Genomic DNA, 17892 nt, shown 5'->3' on the forward strand with positions numbered 1-17892 from the left:
TCTCAGCCCTCCGCCCCGAACTCCCTTGTGAGCAGAGCCAGCACTCGCGCCGGCGCATCCTCCTGAACGGCGTGTCCGGCCCCCTCCACCCAGTGCAGCTCCGCGTGCGGGATCAGCGCGTGGAGCTGCTCGGCGAAGGGCGGCGGCAGGAAGCCGTCCTCGCCTCCCCAGATGATCCGGACCGGCACCGGCACGGAACCCAGCAGGTGCTGGAACTCGTCGGTGGCGGACTGCTCCAGCTGCCCGTACTGCCGGTAGTACGCCGCCCTGCCCTGCTCGCCGCGCCACGGTTCGAGGTGCGCGGCCAGGACGTCGGGCCGGTAGCCGGAGTGGCTCGCGAAGTGCAAGTGGCTCTCGACCAGGGCCTCGTGGGCGTAGACGGGGAGCTGTTCGAAGACGCGCGCGTTCTCCCGTACGAGGCGGAAGAGGCCCGTCCCCCAGTCACCGCAGGCCACCGCGTCGACCAGGGTGAGATCGGCGTACCGCGCGCCCTCCAGCAGCAGCGCCCGCAGCGCCACGGCCCCGCCGATGTCGTGGGCGATCACCCGCGGGCTCTCCAGCCCCCAGTGGTCCAGGAGCCCGGTGAACACCCTTGTCTGGGCCTCCAGACGGAGATCCTGGCCCTCGCGCTGCTCCGAGCGCCCGTAGCCGAGCAGGTCGAAGAAGAAGACCTGGTGGTCCTGGGCGAGCGCCGGCGCGATGTCGCGCCAGATGAACGACGAGAACGGCGTGCCGTGGAGCAGGACCACCGGGTCGCCCTCCCCCATCACGTCCCAGCGGACCGTGCCGCCCGGGGTCTCGAACGTCCTGGCCGGATAGATGTTCATGACATGCCTCCTGATGTCGGATGCAGAACCCTGCCGGACTCTCGACGTTACCAGAGCAAGCCTCTTGTCGGTAACGTTGATAAAGTAAGGGCCATGCGACGGAACCCGGCACCCGCGGAGCTCGAACCGGTCGAGGCGTTCTGCAACACGGCGACCCTCCTCCACGGCGAGGACGAGTTCGCACGGCCGGAGACGGCGGGCGCGTGGCTGCGTACGCACGGCTGCCCGGAAGTGCTCTCACCGGCCGGGCTGGCGGCGCTCACCGAGGCCCGGGAGACCGTGCGGGCCTACCTCGTCGAGCGGTCCTCGCCGGGGGCGCTCGACGCCCTCAACCGGCTGATCCACTCCGTGGCCGGCGCCCCGGTGGTCCGCCCCGACGGCACTCTCGCCCTGCGCCCGGCCTCCGACGAGCCGGTGGCGGAGATCGTACGAACGGTGCTCGAAGCCCTGCTGCGGGACGGGCTGACCGGGCGTCACGCGACGCGGCTCAAGGCCTGCGCGGCGCCGGAGTGCCGCTGGGTCTTCTACGACCGGGCGCCGTCCGCGAACGGCCTGTGGTGCGACATGGACGTGTGCGGCGCGCGGCACAAGATGCGCGCCTACCGCGCCCGTACGGGTGGCGCCAAGCCCTAGGGTTCCCGGGGCCGTTGGGCGCGGCGGGGCGGGGTGCCACCGGACGGGCGGAGGCGGTTCCTGACGTCGGCCGCTGACAGCCCCGGGCCCGTACGGCACGCTCCGGCTCACGCGCCGGACCAACCGTCCGGACGCGAGGGACCGTCGCCACCGTGGCGCCCCCGTTCCGCCCGGGCCCGCGGTCGCGCCACCCTTTCCCCCCCCCGGGCCGGTACGGCAGCGGGCAGGGCGTCCAGAACAGGTGCGTACCCATGACTCCTGTGGCAACAGCCGCGACCCGGCCCCGTGGACCCGTCGAGCCCGGCCGGAGACGTTCGCGGTGGCGGTCCGCGGCGATGGCGGCGGTGATGCTGCTCTGCGCAGCCCGATCGCCTCGGCGGCAGACACGCAGCCGCCGGTGCGCGGCGCGGCACCTCTGTACGTCTCCGACTACGCCGACAACGACGTGCTGCGCGTGCCGCCCGGCGGCGGCGAGTCGGCCACGGTCGCGGCGGCCGAGCCGGCCGACGCTGCCCGTGGCGGGCCTGCACACCCCGGCCGGGCCGGCCGTACCGCAGCCGGGGCGCGACGCTTACCGACGGCCCTCCGTGGAGGACGTTCTACGGAGTCGTGACCGTCAGGTCGCCCCGGCGCGGCGAGGCGAACGCGTCCAGGTCGGCGCGGGTCAGGCCGGTCAGCCGGGCGACCTCGGCGGTGTCGAGCGCGCCGCAGTCGATGCCGCGCAGCAGGTAGCCGCTGAGGGCCTTGGCGGTGGCGGGCTCGTCCATGACGTCACCGCCGGCCTTGGCGACGTACGCCGCGAGCCGGACGGCGGCGGGCTCCAGGCCCTCGCGGTAGAAGGCGTAGACGGCCGCGTAACGCGTCGGGAGGTGGCCGGGGTGCATGTCCCAGCCCTGGTAGTACGCGCGGGCCAGAGCGCGGCGGGTGAGGCCGTGGTGGAGCCGCCAGGCCTCGTGGACCTGGGCGGTCGGGCCGACGGGCAGGACGTTGGTGGAGCCGTCGGAGACGCGTACGCCGGTGCCGGCGGCGGCGACCTGCATGACGGCCTTGGCGTGGTCGGCGGCCGGGTGGTCGCTGGCCTGGTAGGCGGCGCTGACGCCGACGCAGGCGCTGTAGTCGAAGGTGCCGTAGTGCAGCCCGGTCGCCCGGCCCTGTGCCGCGTCGATCATGCGGGCGACAGCGGCGGTGCCGTCGGCGGCGAGGATGGACTGGCTGGTCTCGATCTGGATCTCGAAGCCGATGCGTCCGTCGTCCAGGCCGTGGGCCTTCTCGAAGGCTTCGAGGAGCTGGACGAAGGCGGTGACCTGCTCGGGGTACGTCACCTTCGGCAGGGTCAGCACGAGCCCGTCGGGCAGCCCGCCCGCCTCCATCAGGCCGGTGAGGAAGACGTCGGTGGTGCGGATGCCGCGGTCGCGTACGCCGGCCTCCATGCACTTCATCCGGATGCCCATGTACGGGGCCGCCGTGCCGTTCGCGTACGCCTCGGAGACCAGGCGCGCGGCGCGGGCGGCGGCCTCGTCCTCCTCGGCGTCCGGGCGGGGGCCGTAGCCGTCCTCGAAGTCGATGCGCAGGTCCTCGACCGGCTCGCGCTCCAGCTTGGCGCGTACGCGGTCGTGGACCGGGCCCGCCAGCTCCTCGGGGATGCCGAGGACGGCGGCGAAGGAGGCGGCGTCGGGCGCGTGCTCATCGAGCGCGGCGAGCGCCTGGTCGCCCCAGGAGCGGAGGGTGCCCGGCTCGAAGACGTCACCGGGTACGTAGACGGTGTGCACGGGCTGGCGGGTGCCGGGGTCCCCGGGGTAGCGGCGGGCGAGCTCCGCGTCGACCGCCGTGAGGGAGGCGCTGATCTCCTCGCTGACCGTGCCCGCGAGGCTCGTCGCCACCTTCTCCTGCTGACCCATGACCGTACCCTCCACGCTCTCGCCGTTTCCGCTTCCCGGAATCAACAATCCGTATAGTGAAGTTATAAGGCCCGCTCGACCTGCGTCAATGGTGGCCCGAAACGGCTCCGGGCCGCGCGGTGGGTTCACCGTGCGGCCCGGAGCGGGGGTGTGTCGGGGTGGTCAGGCCTTGCGGGCGTTGACCTCGTCGGTGAGCTGGGGCACGACGGTGAAGAGGTCGCCGACGACGCCGTAGTCGACGAGGTCGAAGATCGGGGCCTCGGCGTCCTTGTTGATCGCGACGATCGTCTTCGAGGTCTGCATACCGGCCCGGTGCTGGATCGCACCGGAGATACCCGAGGCGATGTACAGCTGCGGCGAGACGGACTTACCCGTCTGGCCGACCTGGGAGGTGTGCGGGTACCAGCCCGCGTCGACCGCGGCACGCGAGGCACCCACGGCTGCGCCCAGACTGTCGGCCAGCGCCTCGATGAGCGGGAAGTTCTCCCCACCGCCGACACCACGGCCGCCGGAGACCACGATCGCGGCCTCGGTCAGCTCCGGGCGCCCGGTCGACTCACGCGGCGTCCGCCCCGTCACCTTCGTCCCCGTGGCCCCCTCACTGAACGACACCGACAGGGCCTCGACCGTGCCGGCCGCAGCGGCCGGTTCGACCGGGGCGGAGTTCGGCTTGACCGTGATGACCGGGACACCCCGCGAAACACGGGAGCGGGTGGTGTAGGAGGCGGCGAACGCCGCCTGCGTGGCGACGGGGCCCTTGGCGTCGGCCTCCAGATCGGTGGCATCGGTGATGATCCCCGAACCGACCCGCAGCGCCAGACGGGCCGCGACCTCCTTACCCTCCGCCGAGGACACCACCAGCACCGCCACCGGATTCACCACGTCGAAGGCGGCCTGCAGCGCATCCACCTTCGGCACCACCAGATAGTCCGCGAACTGGGCAGCATCGGCGGTCAGGACCTTCACCGCACCGTGCTCACCCAGCACACCCGCGGTCGCCTCCGCGCCGGCACCCAGCGCCACAGCGACCGGGTCACCGATCCGGCGGGCCAGCGTCAGCAGCTCCAGGGTGGGCTTACGGACCGCACCGTCCACGTGATCGACCAGAACAAGAACTTCAGCCATGACAACGCACTCCAGACGAGAGAAACAGAGACAGGAACCTACGGGCGTGCGGGATCAGATGAACTTCTGGCCCGCGAGGAACTCGGCGAGCTGCCGACCGCCCTCACCCTCGTCCTTCACGATCGTGCCCGCCGTCCGCGCCGGACGCTCGGTCGCCGAATCCACCGCCGTCCACGCACCCGCCAGACCGACCTCGTCCGCGTCCAGACCCAGATCATCCAGATCCAGCGACTCGACCGGCTTCTTCTTCGCCGCCATGATCCCCTTGAACGAGGGGTAACGGGCCTCACCGGACTGGTCGGTCACCGACACCACCGCCGGCAGCGACGCCTCAAGCCGCTCGGATGCGGTGTCACCGTCACGACGCCCGGTCACCACACCACCCTCCACCGACACCTCGGAGAGGAGGGTCACCTGCGGCACACCCAGACGCTCGGCCAGCAGGGCCGGCAGGACCCCCATGACACCGTCGGTGGAAGCCATCCCGCAGATCACCAGGTCGAAGCCGGTCTTCTCGACAGCCTTCGCCAGCACCAGCGACGTGCCCATCACATCCGTGCCGTGCAGATCGTCGTCCTCGACGTGAACCGCCTTGTCCGCACCCATCGACAACGCCTTGCGCAACGCGTCCTTGGCATCCTCCGGACCCACCGTCACCACGGTGATCTCCGCATCGTCCGCCGCATCCGCGATCTGCAACGCCTGCTCGACCGCGTACTCGTCCAGCTCCGACAGCAGACCGTCGACATCCTCACGATCCAACGTCAGGTCATCGGCGAAATGCCGGTCACCGGTCGCGTCGGGCACGTACTTCACACAGACAACGATCCTCAAGCTCACGCCGGCTCTCCTACTGCATCGTCATTTCTGGGCTGCCTTGTTGCACGCAGCATAGGCGCCTTACGGGGCCGTTTCCGGTCGGGCCGACCGGGGCCCCAAGCGATATTACTCGCCAGTACACCCAGTCTCTTACCCCTGGGCAAGCGGTCCGCACTGTGACCTTGCCTACGGCGGAAACGGTCCCGCACCGGGCCCCCGCTCGCCCGCCCTCACTCTCGCAGAGCCGTGAACCGCCCCTGGTGGTAGACCAGCGGACGCCCGGCCCCCGACGGGTCGCCCGCCACGGCCTCGGCGATCACGATGCGGTGGTCGCCCGCCGGGACGCGGGCCACGACCCGGCAGACCAGCCAGGCGGAGACGCCGGACAGCAGCGGAACGCCCTCGGGGCCGCTGCTCCACTCGGTGGACGGGCCGAAGCGGTCGGCGCCACTGCGGGCGAAGGTGGCGGCCAGCTCCTGCTGGTGCTCGCCGAGTATGTGGACGCCGACATACTCCGCCTCGGCCAGCACCGGCCAGCTGGAGGAGGAGGTCCCGATGCCGAAGGAGACCAGCGGCGGCTCGGCCGCGACAGAGTTGAGCGAGGTGGCGGTGAATCCGGCCGGCCGCTCCCCGGCGGCGGTGATCACCGCGACGCCCGCGGCGTGGCGGCGGAAGACGGAGCGCAGCAGCTCGGGCGAGGCCTTGAGGACGGGAGCGGGGGCGAGTTCGGGAGAGGCCGTCATGGAGGTGTCCTTCTGCGAGGAGGGCGTACGGGGCCGTGGTTGCTCAGGCACCCGGACAGCGCGCACTCGCGTGGCGTGCGAGGTCCACATGGACCCGGCCGTAGAGAAGGAGTTCTGGCGGCATAGCGTCAGACTGACGATGCGTGGTGGGTGCAGTCAAGGGCGTTCCGGAATGTGGGAGATGCGTCACGGTCCGTCATATGGCCCGTCCCAGCGCCGCGACGACATCGGCGGTGCGGGGCTGGCCGGACGCCCGGCGGACCACCTGGCCCGCGCGGTCGAGCACGAGGACGGTCGGTGTCTTCGTGATGTCGAGCTGCCGTACGAGCGTGAGATGCGCCTCGGCGTCGATCTCGATGTGTGCGACGCCTTCGACCATGGCGGCCACCTCGCCGAGCGTGCGGCGGGTGGCCCGGCACGGCTGGCAGAAGGCGGTGGAGAACTGGACGAGCGTCGCCCGTTCCCCCAGCTCCGCGCCGAGTTGGGCCGCGTCGAGCCGCTGCGCGAATGTTCCGCCGTCCACTGTCGCCTCCTGGTCCAGAGTCCTTCGCAAGGAGTCAGCACCGGTTGGCCGCAGGACATTCCCGCAGCTCGGAGGCGAGGCGCACGTGACGAGAATCTCGCCGTCCGGGCCCACCGGGACTGGTCACGGGCCCGCGCATGGGGCACCATCGCCACAATGCCGAATACCTACGGCTGCGTAACTTCCGCCGGGAGAACCCTCCCCAGGCACTGAAGAAGGGTCTTCCCCAGATGGCAGAACTCGTCTATCGACCGGTCGTCGGCGCCGCTCGCACCATGTTCAAGGCGCTCGACCTGAAGATCGACACTCAGGGTTCGGAGCACATCCCGAAGACCGGCGGTGCGGTGCTGGTCAGCAACCACATCAGCTACCTCGACTTCATCTTCACCGGCCTGGGTGCTCTGCCGCAGAAGCGGCTCGTCCGCTTCATGGCGAAGGAATCGGTCTTCCGGCACAAGGTCTCCGGTCCGCTGATGCGCGGGATGAAGCACATCCCGGTCGACCGGAACCAGGGCGAGCACGCGTACGCGCACGCGCTGGAGTCGCTGCGCTCCGGTGAGATCGTCGGCGTCTTCCCCGAGGCCACCATCTCGCAGTCGTTCACGCTGAAGAGCTTCAAGTCGGGTGCCGCACGCCTCGCCCAGGAGGCCGGGGTTCCGCTGATCCCGATGGCGCTGTGGGGCACGCAGCGGATCTGGACCAAGGGGCGGCCGCGCAACTTCAAGCGCAGCCACATCCCGATCACCATCCGGGTCGGCGAGCCCGTGGAGGCGCCCGCCGACCAGTACGCGGGGGCCATCACCCGGCGGCTGCGGGAGCGCGTGCAGGAGCTGCTGGAGGCCGCCCAGCGGGCGTACCCGGTGCGCCCGAAGGACGCGAGTGACACGTGGTGGGTGCCGGCGCACCTCGGCGGTACGGCTCCGACGCCCGCGCAGGTCCGCGAGCTCGGCTGACCGGCTCTCCTTCCGAGCACCCCTGAATCACCCCTGAGCCCTCCGGCGCGCACCGCCGGGGGGCTCAGAGCTGGGTGGGGAGGTTCCGCCAGAGCTCGGCACGGTCCCGGGCGTTCCGCAGGGCGTGGAGGACCTCGGCGGGCGGCGTGGCGTGGAGCGCCGGATAGTCCACCTCGCCGATCTCCTCGCGTACCGCCCAGGCCAGCCGCTCGGCTCCGAGGGAGAACTGCGCGTCGACGCCTGGTTTGTTGCCCCGTGGGTCAACCCGCGCCCAGCGGTCGTGACCAGGCAGCCGGAGCGCCATCAGGCCGTGCACGACCGGGTCCGTCCCGTCGTCGTCGGTGAGCCGCTGGTAGCAGAGCCCGGCCGGGATGGCGCGGGCCCGGAGCAGCGCGGTGAGCGCGATGGACTTGGCGTAGCAGATGCCGTTGCGGGTGGCGAGCACGTCGGAGGCGCGCCAGGTGACGCGGGGGTCGCCGGAGTCGGCGGAGTGCGGGATGGTGTCGCGTACGTACGTGAAGGCGGTACGGGCGTATGCGTATGCGTCGTCGGCCTCGCGAGCCAGGTCTGCCGCCGTCTTCCTCACGACCGGATGGTCGTGGTCGATGGCCTCGTCGGCGGCCAGATAGGCGGCGATGTCCGGGGACTGCTGGATCAGTTCCATGGTGCCGGAGCGTACGAAGCGGCCGACCGGAGATCAATTGATTTCCGGTCGGCCGCATACTCATGCACAGCGCGAGAGGTGTACTACCGCGCCATCTCTTCCTTCAACGCCTGGAGGAAGGCGTCGACATCGTCCTCGCGGGTGTCGAAGGAGCACATCCAGCGCACGTCACCGGCGGTCTCGTCCCAGAAGTAGAAGCGGAAGCGCTTCTGCAGCCGCTCGCTGACGGCGTGCGGCAGCCGGGCGAAGACGGCGTTGGCCTGGACCGGGTGGAGGATCTCCACGCCGTCGACGGCGCGGACGCCTTCGGCGAGCCGCTGGGCCATGGCGTTGGCGTGCCGGGCGTTGCGGAGCCACAGGTCCTTGGCGAGCAGCGCCTCCAGCTGGACCGAGACGAAGCGCATCTTGGAGGCGAGCTGCATGGAGAGCTTGCGCAGGTGCTTCATCGCCCGGACCGCGTCGGGGTTGAGCACGACGACGGCCTCGCCGAAGAGGGCGCCGTTCTTCGTACCGCCGAAGGAGAGCACGTCGACGCCGACCGTGTTGGTGAACGTCCGCATGGGGACGTCCAGGGAGGCGGCGGCGTTGGCTATCCGGGCCCCGTCGAGGTGCACCTTCATGCCGCGCTCGTGGGCGTGGTCGCAGATGGCGCGGATCTCGTCGGGGGTGTAGACGGTGCCGAGCTCGGTGTTCTGGGTGATCGAGACGACCTGCGGCATGGCCCGGTGCTCGTCGTCCCAGCCGTACGCCTGCTGGTCGATGAGCTCGGGGGTGAGCTTGCCGTCCGGCGTGGGGACGGTGAGGAGCTTGAGGCCGCCCACCCGCTCGGGCGCGCCGCCCTCGTCCACGTTGATGTGCGCGGAATCGGCGCAGATGACCGCGCCCCAGCGGTCGGTGAGCGCCTGGAGGGCCACCACGTTGGCGCCTGTGCCGTTGAAGACCGGGAAGGCCTCGGCGGTGGGGCCGAAGTGGCTGTGCATGACGCGCTGGAGGTGGCCGGTGTAGTCGTCCTCGCCGTAGGCGACCTGGTGGCCGCCGTTGGCGAGGGCGATGGCCGCGAGGACCTCGGGGTGCGCGCCCGCGTAGTTGTCGCTGGCGAACCCGCGTACCTGCGGGTCGTGGTGGCGGCGCGCGTCGGTCCTCACGTTTGCGGGGTCAGCCACAGGCGCTTTCCGTTCACTTCGGGGGCGGGCTTGTCCCAGACGCCGGCGATGGCCTCGGCCAGCTCCGTGACGTCGGTGAAGCCCGCGAACTTCGCATTCGGGCGCTCGGCGCGCATGGCGTCGTTCACCAGTGCCTTGACCACCAGGATCGCAGCAGCGGCGGCGGGCCCGTCCTCGCCCCCCGCCTTACGGAAGGCGTCCCCGAGCGCGAGGGTCCAGGCCTCGGCCGCGGCCTTGGAGGCGGAGTAGGCGGCGTTGCCCGCGGTGGGCTTGCCGGCGCCGGCGGCGCTGATCAGCAGGTAGCGGCCCTTGTCGCTGCGCTGGAGGGGTTCCTGGAAGGCCAGCGAGGTGGACTGGACGGTGCGGATCAGCAGCTTCTCCAGGGTGTCCCAGTCCGCGAGACTGGTCTCCTGGAAGCTGGGACTGCCGCGCCAGCCGCCGACGAGGTGGACCAGGCCGTCGATCCGGCCGAACTCGGCCTCGGTCCGCTTGGCCCAGTCCCGGGCCGCGTCGAGGTCGAAGAGGTCGACGGTCTCGCCGGTGACGGTCGCGCCGCCGTGGGCGTAGCGGGCGGCGTCCACCGCCTCGGCGAGCCGCTCCGGGTTGGCGTCGCAGCCGACGACGGTCGCACCGGCCTCCGCGAGCCGCAGCAGCGTCGCGCGGCCCGCGGGCCCCGCCGCTCCGGCGACCGCGATCACAGCACCTTCGAGCACACCTGTCCCCTCGCCCTTGCCTGTTCCGTTCATGGCCACCGCCTCCTCGGGAGATGCGTTCACGCGGCTGCCTGCTCGGCGCTCGCGGCGGTAATGCCCTTGGCGGAGGCAATCACGTGCTTCAGCTTCTTGGCGAGCGCCTCATAGAACATGCTCAGGGGAAACTCGTCCGGAAGCACGTCGTCGACGAGCTTGCGAGGGGGCTGAGTGAGGTCCAGGGCGTCGGGACCCTTGGCCCAGGTGGATCCGGGGTGCGGAGCGAGGTAGGTGGAGACCAGGTCGTAGGCGGCGAACCAGTGGACCAGCTTCGGCCGGTCGATGCCGTCGCGGTAGAGCTTCTCGATCTCGGCGCAGAGCTGGTTGGTGACCTGCGGGGCACGCTCCCAGTCGATCTTCAGCGTGTTGTCGGTCCAGCGGACGACGTCGTGCTTGTGCAGGTAGGCGAAGAGCAGCTGGCCGCCGAGGCCGTCGTAGTTGCGGACGCGGTCGCCGGTGACCGGGAAGCGGAACATCCGGTCGAAGAGGACGGCGTACTGCACGTCCCGGCCGTGCGCGTTGCCCTCGGCCTCCAGCTTCACGGCCTCCTTGAAGGCGGTGAGGTCGCAGCGCAGCTCCTCCAGGCCGTACATCCAGAACGGCTGGCGCTGCTTGATCATGAACGGGTCGAACGGCAGGTCGCCGTGGCTGTGGGTGCGGTCGTGGACCATGTCCCACAGGACGAACGCCTGCTCGCACCGGGTCTGGTCGCCGATCATCTCGCGGATGTCCTCGGGCAGCTCCAGGCCGAGCAGCTCGACGGAGGCCTCGGTGACGCGGCGGAAGCGGGCGGCCTCGCGGTCGCAGAAGATGCCGCCCCAGCTGAAGCGCTCGGGGGCCTCGCGCACGGCGATGGTCTCCGGGAAGAGGACCGCGGAGTTGGTGTCGTAACCGGCGGTGAAGTCCTCGAAGGTGATCCCGCAGAAGAGCGGGTTGTCGTACCGCGTGGCTTCCAGGTCGGCGAGCCACTCCGGCCAGACCATCTTCAGCACGACGGCTTCGAAGTTCCGGTCCGGGTTGCCGTTCTGCGTGTACATCGGGAAGACGACCAGGTGCTGGAGGCCGTCGACCCGGTTCCGCGCAGGCTGGAAGGCGAGCAGCGAGTCCAGGAAGTCCGGTACGCGGAAGCCGTCGGCGGCCCAGCGGCGCAGGTCGGTGACGAGCGCGCGGTGGTAGGCGGCGTCGTGCGGCAGCAGCGGGGAGAGCTCCTCCACCGCGCCGATCACCCGCTCGACGACGCGCTCGACGGTCGCGGGCGACGGGGCGCCCTCGGCCTCGAAGTCGATGGAACCGTCCTGGGACTGCCAGGGGCGGATCTCCTCGACGGCATCCCTGAGCGCGGGCCACGCCGGGTGCTCGACCACCCTGGGGGCAGCAGCTATCGCGCCTTCGGCGGCATCGTGCACAAGAATTTCCGTCATAACATTTCCTCCACGGGAGAACCTCGCGTGGAGCCACCGTAGCCGCGCAGGCTCACTTCGCACAAGTGAAGCCCTGAAAATTATCCTGTCGACCCCCCATAGTCACCGCTGTTTTTCCTGTCGTATGCCGGGTAGGCGCACAGTTACCTCCGTCCTTGCCCCGTCCGGCCGACGCGGCCCGCACGGCGGCAGACATCCGCGGCCCCGGCCGCTACCCTCACCCGTGCCGTCATGCCGTAACTCCCTGCGGGCAGGAGCAGTTGGCGGGCAGCCGCCGACGGAAACGAGGTCGCCTTGTCATTTCTCACCCTGGGTCATCGCGGTGTGATGGGCGTCGAGCCCGAGAACACCCTGCGCTCCTTCATCCGCGCGGAGGAGGCGGGGATGGACGCCATCGAGCTGGACCTCCACCTCAGCAAGGACGGCGCGCTCGCCGTGATGCACGACGCGGACGTGGACCGTACGACCGACGGGACCGGGCCGATCGCCGGCAAGACCCTGGCGGAGCTGCGGGAGCTGGACGCCGGGCAGGGTGAGCGGATCCCGGTCTTCGAGGAGGTCCTGGACGCGGTGAAGGCGCCGATCCAGGCCGAGATCAAGGACGTGGCGGCGGCCCGGGCGCTGGCGGAGGTTCTGCTGGCCCGGGATCTGGTGGGGCGGGTGGAGGTCTCCTCGTTCCACGACGAGGCCGTCACCGAGATCGCCCGGCTGGTGCCGGGGGTACGGACGGTCCTCATCGCCAGCCGCTGGAGCGGGGACATCGTGGAGCGGGCGAGGGCGGCGGGCGCGGCGACACTCGCGCTGAGCATCCGCCGGCTCACGCTGGAGGTCGTGGAGCAGGCGCACGCGGAGAACGTCAAGGTGCTCGGCTGGGTGGTGAACACCCAGGACCATCTGCGGCTGGCCCGGGCGCTGAACCTGGACGGCGCGACCACGGACTTCCCCGAGATCCGCCGCACAGGCCGCTTCACCGCCTGAGGCCGGCCCTGGAGGGCTTCCTAGAGGGCTTCGATGTTCTTCACCAGGAGCTCGAACGCCAGATCGTCGCGCTGCGGGACGCCGAAGCGCTCGTCGCCGTACGGGAACGGCGTGAGCTGTCCCGTACGCCGGTAGCCGCGCCGTTCGTACCAGGCGATCAGCTCCTCGCGCAGCGAGATCACCGTCATGTGCATCTCGCGTACGCCCCAGTTCTCCCGGGCCGTCCGCTCGGCCTCGGCGATGATCACCTTGCCGAGGCCGCCACCCTGGGCGCCGGGGCGGACCGCGAACATCCCGAAGTACGCCGCCTCACCGCGGTGTTCGAGCTGGCAGCAGGCGATCAGCTCGCCGTCGCGCTCGACCGCCAGCAGCCGGCCCGCGGGAGCGTCGATGACCGCGCGCACGCCTTCCTCGTCGGTCCGCTGCCCTTCCAGGAGGTCGGCCTCCGTGGTCCAGCCGGTGCGGCTGGAGTCGCCGCGGTAGGCGGACTCGATGAGCGCCACCAGCGCCGGGGCGTCCGCCGCGGTCGCGTCGCGGAAGGTCAGGCGGGCCGAGCCGGCGGGCGTGGCGGTGTCCATAGGGGAACGCTCCGTTCTCTGCTGCTCCGCGTGTGCTGTGCACACGTGCGGGTCGAGAGTAACGCGACCCGGAGCGCCCCTTCCGGGCCCAGGCGCACCCCCTTCACGCCCCCGCGCGCTGGGTTCGGCGGCCCGGTGCCGGGCATCGACTACTTCGGTGCCGTACATCGCGCGCAGCGGTGCCGTACATCGCGCCGTACGTCCGAGGGGGAGGTTCGCCGTGCACGGAGGGGCCCTGGCCGGCTGGCTGCTGATGGCGTTGTGCGCGGTGAGCGGCGCCTACTGCCTGCTGCGCACCCGTACCGGCACCCCGCAGGAGCGCCGGACCGCGCGCGGCGAGGCGCTGATGGGCTTCGGCATGGCGGCGATGGCGCTGCCGGCCGCGGTGCTGACGCTCCCGGAGTGGTCCTGGGCGGTGTACGGAGCGGTGTTCGGCGCCGCCGCGCTGCGGGCGCTCTGGGCGGCCCGGGGCGGCGCCCACCACCACCTGCACCACCTGGTCGGCTCGCTGGCGATGGTCTACATGGCGGTGACGATGGCTCCGGGGGCGGCGGGAGCGGGCGGGCACGCTGGGCACGGGGCGGCGGCGGCCGGAGGGGCCGGGGGCGTTCCGTTGCTGACCGGGGTGCTCCTCGTCTACTACGCGCTGTACGTGCTGCGCTCCGCCGGGCACCTCATACCGGCGGGGACGGGCGTCGCGAGCTTCGCGGGCGGCAGTGCGGAAGGCGTCGTACGCGGCGGTGGAGGCGGTGTCGTGAGCGGCGCGGCGGGCGGCGGGGCCGAGCTGACGATGGCCTGCCGGCTCACAATGGGCATCGCCATGTTCGCCATGCTTCTCACCCTGTGAGACAGATCGCGAGACAGAGGGCCTCCAAACCGTGGTCTACGTCACTTGCCGGGCGCAGCCGTACCGGTGAGTCGCCCGCCCCTCATAGGCTGGCTCCATGCTGGTCTCCCTCGCGCTGCTGCTGCTCGGTGCACTGACCGCTCTGGTGACCCCTCGCCTGATGGCCCGGGCCCGGTGGCCGGAGCGGGAGCCGGTGGTGGCGCTGTGGGTGTGGCAGTGCGTGGTGGCCGGGGTGCTCATGTCGTTCGCGCTCTCCATGACGTTCAGCGCGGCCGCCGCCTGGCAGGCGGTGCGCGGCCATGTCTTCGCGCCCGCTCCGCACGCCGTGGTCGAGGCGTACGCGCTGGCCGCGTACGGCCCCTGGTCGGCGGTGATCGCGGTGCTGCTGGCGCTGGGCGGCCTGTGGAGCGGCGCGATGCTGCTGCGGGAGATCCGGCGCGCGCGCCGGCGGCGCAAGCAGCGCCGGGCGGAGCTGCTGGTCCGCTCTCCGCTGCTGCCGGGCGAGGAGCCCGGCGCCGACCGTCTCGTGGTGCTGGAGGGTGAGCGTCCGGACGCCTGGTGGCTGCCCGGCGCGGCGCCTCAACTGGTCATCACCACCGCCGCTCTCGGGCGGCTGAAGGGCCGTCAGCTGGATGCCGTGCTCGCCCATGAGCAGGGCCACGCGCAGGCCCGGCACGACTGGCTGCTGCACTGCTCCTCGGCGCTGGCCATCGGCTTCCCGCAGATCCCGGTGTTCGCCGCGTTCCGGGACGAGATGCACCGGCTGGTGGAGCTGGCCGCCGACGACGTGGCCTCGCGCCGCTTCGGCCGGCTGACGACCGCGCTGGCTCTGGTCGGGCTCAACGAGGACCGCGGCGTCTTCGGCCCCTGCCCCACCCCGGACGCCCAAGTCCCGCTCCGCGTCAACCGGTTGCTGGCCCCGGTCGACCGCCTGACGGCAGGCCGCCGCCTCCGCCTGACGGCAGCGGCGGCGCTGGTTCCGGTGGTCCCGCTGGTGGTGGCGTTCGTACCGGGGCTCCGCGCTCTGGGTTAGGGGTATCCGGCCCTGGTCCGCCGGACACGCCCCGGCCACGGGCCGGAGTTCGGCGCCCGGAGACGGCCGCGCGGGCCGGGAACTCCGTACTCCTGACCAGCCGCACCGAGAAGAACTCGCCGCTGGAGGTTGGCCACGCGGTGCGGGTGTCCGCGAGTATCGGGCCATGCGCTCCCCCCACACCCCCCGCCCCTCGCCCGCCCCCCTGATCGCCGGAGGCGCGGGCATCGCCCTGTTCCTCCTGGTGCTCGTCCTCGTCGCGGCGCAGTGGCCGCCCCTGATGGCTCTGGACCGTACGGTCGCCGACTCCCTGCACCGGCACGCGGTGGCCGAGCCGGGGCTGGTCCACGTCAACCGGGTGCTGACGGACTGGTTCTGGGACCCGTGGACGATGCGGGCACTGATCGCGGCGGCCGTGATCACCTTGTGGTGGCGCGGCGCACGGCTCCTCGCCCTGTGGGTGGCCGCCGCCAGTCTGCTGGGCTCCCTCCTCTCGCAAGGGGTGAAGGCCGCCCTGGGCCGTGAGCGCCCCCGCTGGCCGGACCCGGTGGACAGCGCCCACTTCGCGGCCTTCCCCTCCGGCCACGCCATGACGGCCGCGATGAGCTGCGGGCTGCTCCTGTGGCTGCTGCGGCTGTACGGAGCGGGTCCGGTGCTCTGGGGCGGTGCGGTGGCCGTGGCGGTGGTCTCGGTGATCGGCGTGGCGGTGACCCGGGTGTATCTCGGGGTGCACTGGCTGACCGATGTGGTGGGTGGGGTGCTGCTGGGCCTGGCGGTGGTGGCGTTCACCGTCGCCGGCTACGCCCGGAGCGTGTCCCGCCGGGCGCCGGGGCCCGGAGTGTGACCGATATCCCGCCCCGAACCCCCGCTGTGTGAGGGATATCCCGTCCCACAAGGGGTCGGATCATCGGATCGGGGCCGTAGCCTTGTATCCATGTCCCCGATGTCGTCGTCGTCCGTTTCCACGCGCTCCGCCACAGAGGTCAACGCGGACATCCGCGGCCTCTGGCAGCGCTCGGGCGGCTACCTGTCCCCGCAGGACGAGGCCGAGTACCAGCGCCTGCTGGTGGAGTGGGCCGCCGCGACCGGCGGCAACGCCCGTACCCCTGCCTGAGCCGAGGACCCACCGTCCCGGCCGGGCCCTGAAGCCGGTACCAGGCAAAAGCGCCTGACTCCGGCGATCCCCCGCGTCGCCGGATCCAGGCGCGGCATACAGCATGTCCCGGCCCGGCTCATCGGTCAATGAATATTCTCCGGCGCACACGTACACGCATACGCACCCGCACGGCACCCGCACGGGCGACGCGCGAGGGCAGGCGTCCGCCGGGCGGGAGGTACCGCCCGGCGGACGCCGGCCCTGGGAGCGCGGGACGAGAGTCTCTCCTGCCGACGGGTCAGCGGGCGAAGTAGTCCGGCTGCGTCTGCGCGTTGAGCCTGTCCAGCTTGACCTTGGCCGCCGGGTCGGTGCGCTTGTCCGTCAGCTTCAGCACGTCGAAGCCCTTGGCGATGTCGCTGGAGTAGATGTGACCGTTGTAGTAGTACGCCGACCAGGGGCCGGCCGTGGTGACCTGGTCGAGCGTGACCGGGCCGCGCTCGAAGAAGGCGATCTCCTTCGGCTTGGCCGAGTTGGTGAAGTCCCAGACGGAGATGCCGCCCTGGTACCAGGCCTGGACCATCAGGTCCTTGCCCTTGACCGGGATGATCGAGCCGTTGTGGGCGACGCAGACCTCGACGTCGGCCTGGTGGCGGTCGATCTTGAAGTAGCTGCGGAAGACCAGCTTGCGCTGGTCGCCCTTGCCCACGATGTCGTAGATGCCGTCGGCACCGCGCTTCGGCCCGATCTGCTCGTTGCAGGTGGCCGCGCCGCCGCCGCCGAGCTCGTCGGTGAAGACGACCTTGTTCGCACCCTGGTTGAAGGTGGCCGAGTGCCAGAACGCGAAGTTCACGTTGTCCTGGACCCGGTCGATGATCTTCGGGCGCTCCGGGTCCTTGATGGAGAACAGGATGCCGTCACCCATGCAGGCACCGGCGGCCAGGTCCTTGGAGGGCAGGACCGTGATGTCGTGGCAGCCCGATGTCTTGGTGACGCCCGGGTTGGTGGGCGCTCCCGGGTTGCCGCCGTCCGGGAAGAGCACCGGGAAGTTCACGATCTTGGCCTTCTGCGGCTTGTTGACCGGAACCTTGATGATGGAGATGCCGTCGTGCGGCGGCTGGCAGTCGGGGAACGTCTCGTTGGGCGAGTACGAGGAGACGTAGACGTAGATGTTCTTCTTGCCGTCCGGCACCAGGGTGTGGGTGTGCGAGCCGCAGGCGGTCTCGACGGCCGCGATGTACCGGGGGTGGCGCTTGTTGCTGATGTCGAAGATCTTCATGCCCTCCCAGGAGGACTTCTCCGTGGCGGGCTGGGTGGTGCTGGAGCAGGAGTCGTCGCTGCGCGAGGAGTCGGTGGACAGGAACAGCAGGTTCCCGGAGACCGAGATGTCGTTCTGCGAGCCGGGGCAGAGGACCTCGGAGACCGTCTTCGGCTTCTTCGGGTTGCTGATGTCGTAGATGACGAAACCGTCGTAGTTGCCGACGTACGCGTACTTGCCCTGGAACGCGAGGTCCGTGTTGAGCCCCTTCAGGGCGCCCTTCGGGACGTTCGTCAGGTGCTTGATGTTGGAGCTGTGGACGATCTCGTCCACGCCGGGTATCTCTCCGCCGCGGATGGCGGCGCGGGCTTCGGCCTGCTGACTGGTGGTCACGGAGCCGCGTTCGGCCGGAGCGTCGCCCGGGTCGGGCGTCGCCGCCGCGGGTGCGGCCGTCAGCAGCGCGGCGAAGAGCCCGGCCGCGGCTGCCGCCACGCCCAGGCGTCTGCGCCGCACGCGGGTGGTGTGCAACGAGATCACTGTGTCCTCCCTTGTATCCGTTCGTGGTTCGAACGGTTCTCGGACCCCGG

General features: G+C 71.1%; 20 protein-coding genes. 8 read left to right on the forward strand and 12 right to left on the reverse strand.

Annotated elements, in window-relative coordinates:
* Window positions 1–2 precede the first annotated feature (2 nt).
* Window positions 3–827, reverse strand: a complete 825-nt coding sequence (locus tag ACQP09_RS01915; protein ID WP_433395430.1) for an alpha/beta fold hydrolase — start codon at window positions 825–827, stop codon at window positions 3–5.
* Window positions 828–920: 93 nt separating this feature from the next.
* On the opposite strand from ACQP09_RS01915, the gene ACQP09_RS01920 reads away from it, so the two are divergent.
* Window positions 921–1460: a CGNR zinc finger domain-containing protein gene (locus ACQP09_RS01920; RefSeq protein WP_433395432.1), complete on the forward strand. Its 540-nt coding sequence runs from the start codon at window positions 921–923 to the stop codon at window positions 1458–1460.
* A gap of 241 nt (window positions 1461–1701) precedes the next feature.
* The gene (locus tag ACQP09_RS01925) at window positions 1702–2073 is read left to right on the forward strand and encodes a hypothetical protein (RefSeq protein ID WP_433395434.1); all 372 of its coding nucleotides are present in this window, start codon (window positions 1702–1704) and stop codon (window positions 2071–2073) included.
* On the opposite strand, the gene ACQP09_RS01930 is transcribed toward ACQP09_RS01925, so the two are convergent.
* From ACQP09_RS01930 to ACQP09_RS01950, 5 genes are all read right to left on the reverse strand, one after another.
* Window positions 2060–3358 carry a DUF6986 family protein gene (locus tag ACQP09_RS01930; RefSeq protein WP_433395436.1) on the reverse strand — a complete coding sequence of 433 codons (1299 nt, stop codon included), beginning with the start codon at window positions 3356–3358 and terminating at the stop codon, window positions 2060–2062. The genes ACQP09_RS01925 and ACQP09_RS01930 overlap by 14 nt on opposite strands.
* Window positions 3359–3520: 162 nt before the next feature.
* Window positions 3521–4483 carry an electron transfer flavoprotein subunit alpha/FixB family protein gene (locus ACQP09_RS01935; RefSeq protein ID WP_433395438.1) on the reverse strand — a complete coding sequence of 321 codons (963 nt, stop codon included), beginning with the start codon at window positions 4481–4483 and terminating at the stop codon, window positions 3521–3523.
* Window positions 4484–4537: 54 nt separating this feature from the next.
* Window positions 4538–5323, reverse strand: a complete 786-nt coding sequence (locus ACQP09_RS01940) for an electron transfer flavoprotein subunit beta/FixA family protein (RefSeq protein ID WP_433395440.1) — start codon at window positions 5321–5323, stop codon at window positions 4538–4540.
* Window positions 5324–5532: 209 nt separating this feature from the next.
* Window positions 5533–6045, reverse strand: coding sequence for a flavin reductase family protein (locus ACQP09_RS01945; RefSeq protein ID WP_433395442.1), 513 nt, complete (start codon window positions 6043–6045; stop codon window positions 5533–5535).
* Between the two features lie 196 nt (window positions 6046–6241).
* The gene (locus ACQP09_RS01950; RefSeq protein ID WP_433395444.1) at window positions 6242–6568 is read right to left on the reverse strand and encodes a TlpA family protein disulfide reductase; all 327 of its coding nucleotides are present in this window, start codon (window positions 6566–6568) and stop codon (window positions 6242–6244) included.
* A gap of 230 nt (window positions 6569–6798) precedes the next feature.
* On the opposite strand from ACQP09_RS01950, the gene ACQP09_RS01955 reads away from it, so the two are divergent.
* A complete protein-coding gene (locus ACQP09_RS01955) occupies window positions 6799–7521 on the forward strand; it encodes a lysophospholipid acyltransferase family protein (protein WP_356077069.1) in 723 nt (240 codons plus the stop codon).
* 64 nt (window positions 7522–7585) lie between these two features.
* On the opposite strand, the gene ACQP09_RS01960 is transcribed toward ACQP09_RS01955, so the two are convergent.
* The 4 genes from ACQP09_RS01960 to ACQP09_RS01975 all read right to left on the reverse strand — a co-directional run bounded on the left by ACQP09_RS01960 (window position 7586) and on the right by ACQP09_RS01975 (window position 11518).
* Window positions 7586–8185, reverse strand: a complete 600-nt coding sequence (locus ACQP09_RS01960) for a transglutaminase-like domain-containing protein (protein WP_433395446.1) — start codon at window positions 8183–8185, stop codon at window positions 7586–7588.
* 83 nt (window positions 8186–8268) lie between these two features.
* Window positions 8269–9330, reverse strand: a complete 1062-nt coding sequence (locus ACQP09_RS01965; RefSeq protein ID WP_433406467.1) for a threonine aldolase family protein — start codon at window positions 9328–9330, stop codon at window positions 8269–8271.
* Complete coding sequence (locus tag ACQP09_RS01970) at window positions 9327–10094, reverse strand: SDR family oxidoreductase (protein ID WP_356756958.1); 768 nt, start codon at window positions 10092–10094, stop codon at window positions 9327–9329. Before ACQP09_RS01970 ends, ACQP09_RS01965 begins: the two co-directional genes overlap by 4 nt.
* A 26-nt stretch (window positions 10095–10120) precedes the next feature.
* Entirely contained in the window at window positions 10121–11518 is a 1398-nt protein-coding gene (locus ACQP09_RS01975; protein ID WP_433395448.1) for a DUF6421 family protein, read from the reverse strand.
* 294 nt (window positions 11519–11812) lie between these two features.
* Between ACQP09_RS01975 and ACQP09_RS01980 the strand changes: the two genes are divergently transcribed.
* Window positions 11813–12496, forward strand: coding sequence for a glycerophosphodiester phosphodiesterase (locus tag ACQP09_RS01980; RefSeq protein WP_433395450.1), 684 nt, complete (start codon window positions 11813–11815; stop codon window positions 12494–12496).
* Window positions 12497–12516: 20 nt separating this feature from the next.
* Here the strand turns inward: ACQP09_RS01980 and ACQP09_RS01985 are convergent, their stop codons facing one another.
* The gene (locus tag ACQP09_RS01985; protein WP_433395452.1) at window positions 12517–13074 is read right to left on the reverse strand and encodes a GNAT family N-acetyltransferase; all 558 of its coding nucleotides are present in this window, start codon (window positions 13072–13074) and stop codon (window positions 12517–12519) included.
* A 220-nt stretch (window positions 13075–13294) separates the two neighbouring features.
* Between ACQP09_RS01985 and ACQP09_RS01990 the strand changes: the two genes are divergently transcribed.
* The 4 genes from ACQP09_RS01990 (at window position 13295) to ACQP09_RS02005 (ending at window position 16068) form a co-directional block, all read left to right on the forward strand.
* On the forward strand, window positions 13295–13921 hold the full coding sequence (locus ACQP09_RS01990; protein WP_433395454.1) for a DUF5134 domain-containing protein: 627 nt from the start codon (window positions 13295–13297) through the stop codon (window positions 13919–13921).
* Between the two features lie 97 nt (window positions 13922–14018).
* A complete protein-coding gene (locus ACQP09_RS01995; protein ID WP_433395456.1) occupies window positions 14019–14954 on the forward strand; it encodes a M56 family metallopeptidase in 936 nt (311 codons plus the stop codon).
* Window positions 14955–15120: 166 nt separating this feature from the next.
* On the forward strand, window positions 15121–15798 hold the full coding sequence (locus ACQP09_RS02000; protein ID WP_433395458.1) for a phosphatase PAP2 family protein: 678 nt from the start codon (window positions 15121–15123) through the stop codon (window positions 15796–15798).
* 90 nt (window positions 15799–15888) lie between these two features.
* Window positions 15889–16068: a hypothetical protein gene (locus ACQP09_RS02005; RefSeq protein WP_404071246.1), complete on the forward strand. Its 180-nt coding sequence runs from the start codon at window positions 15889–15891 to the stop codon at window positions 16066–16068.
* A 280-nt stretch (window positions 16069–16348) separates the two neighbouring features.
* Here the strand turns inward: ACQP09_RS02005 and ACQP09_RS02010 are convergent, their stop codons facing one another.
* Entirely contained in the window at window positions 16349–17842 is a 1494-nt protein-coding gene (locus tag ACQP09_RS02010) for an LVIVD repeat-containing protein (protein WP_433395460.1), read from the reverse strand.
* Window positions 17843–17892 lie beyond the last annotated feature (50 nt).

This window comes from Streptomyces sp. CA-146814 (genome assembly GCF_050942385.1).
Taxonomy (GTDB): Bacteria; Actinomycetota; Actinomycetes; order Streptomycetales; family Streptomycetaceae; genus Streptomyces.

Coding starts and splice junctions, on each gene's coding strand:
- ACQP09_RS01960 (WP_433395446.1), bottom strand. CDS start 8,185: ATGGAACTGATCCAGCAGTCCCCGGACATCGCCGCCTATCTGGCCGCC.
- ACQP09_RS01955 (WP_356077069.1), top strand. CDS start 6,799: ATGGCAGAACTCGTCTATCGACCGGTCGTCGGCGCCGCTCGCACCATG.
- ACQP09_RS01930 (WP_433395436.1), bottom strand. CDS start 3,358: ATGGGTCAGCAGGAGAAGGTGGCGACGAGCCTCGCGGGCACGGTCAGC.
- ACQP09_RS01920 (WP_433395432.1), top strand. CDS start 921: ATGCGACGGAACCCGGCACCCGCGGAGCTCGAACCGGTCGAGGCGTTC.
- ACQP09_RS01970 (WP_356756958.1), bottom strand. CDS start 10,094: ATGAACGGAACAGGCAAGGGCGAGGGGACAGGTGTGCTCGAAGGTGCT.
- ACQP09_RS01995 (WP_433395456.1), top strand. CDS start 14,019: ATGCTGGTCTCCCTCGCGCTGCTGCTGCTCGGTGCACTGACCGCTCTG.
- ACQP09_RS02000 (WP_433395458.1), top strand. CDS start 15,121: ATGCGCTCCCCCCACACCCCCCGCCCCTCGCCCGCCCCCCTGATCGCC.
- ACQP09_RS01985 (WP_433395452.1), bottom strand. CDS start 13,074: ATGGACACCGCCACGCCCGCCGGCTCGGCCCGCCTGACCTTCCGCGAC.
- ACQP09_RS01975 (WP_433395448.1), bottom strand. CDS start 11,518: ATGACGGAAATTCTTGTGCACGATGCCGCCGAAGGCGCGATAGCTGCT.
- ACQP09_RS01915 (WP_433395430.1), bottom strand. CDS start 827: ATGAACATCTATCCGGCCAGGACGTTCGAGACCCCGGGCGGCACGGTC.
- ACQP09_RS01945 (WP_433395442.1), bottom strand. CDS start 6,045: ATGACGGCCTCTCCCGAACTCGCCCCCGCTCCCGTCCTCAAGGCCTCG.
- ACQP09_RS02005 (WP_404071246.1), top strand. CDS start 15,889: ATGTCCCCGATGTCGTCGTCGTCCGTTTCCACGCGCTCCGCCACAGAG.
- ACQP09_RS01935 (WP_433395438.1), bottom strand. CDS start 4,483: ATGGCTGAAGTTCTTGTTCTGGTCGATCACGTGGACGGTGCGGTCCGT.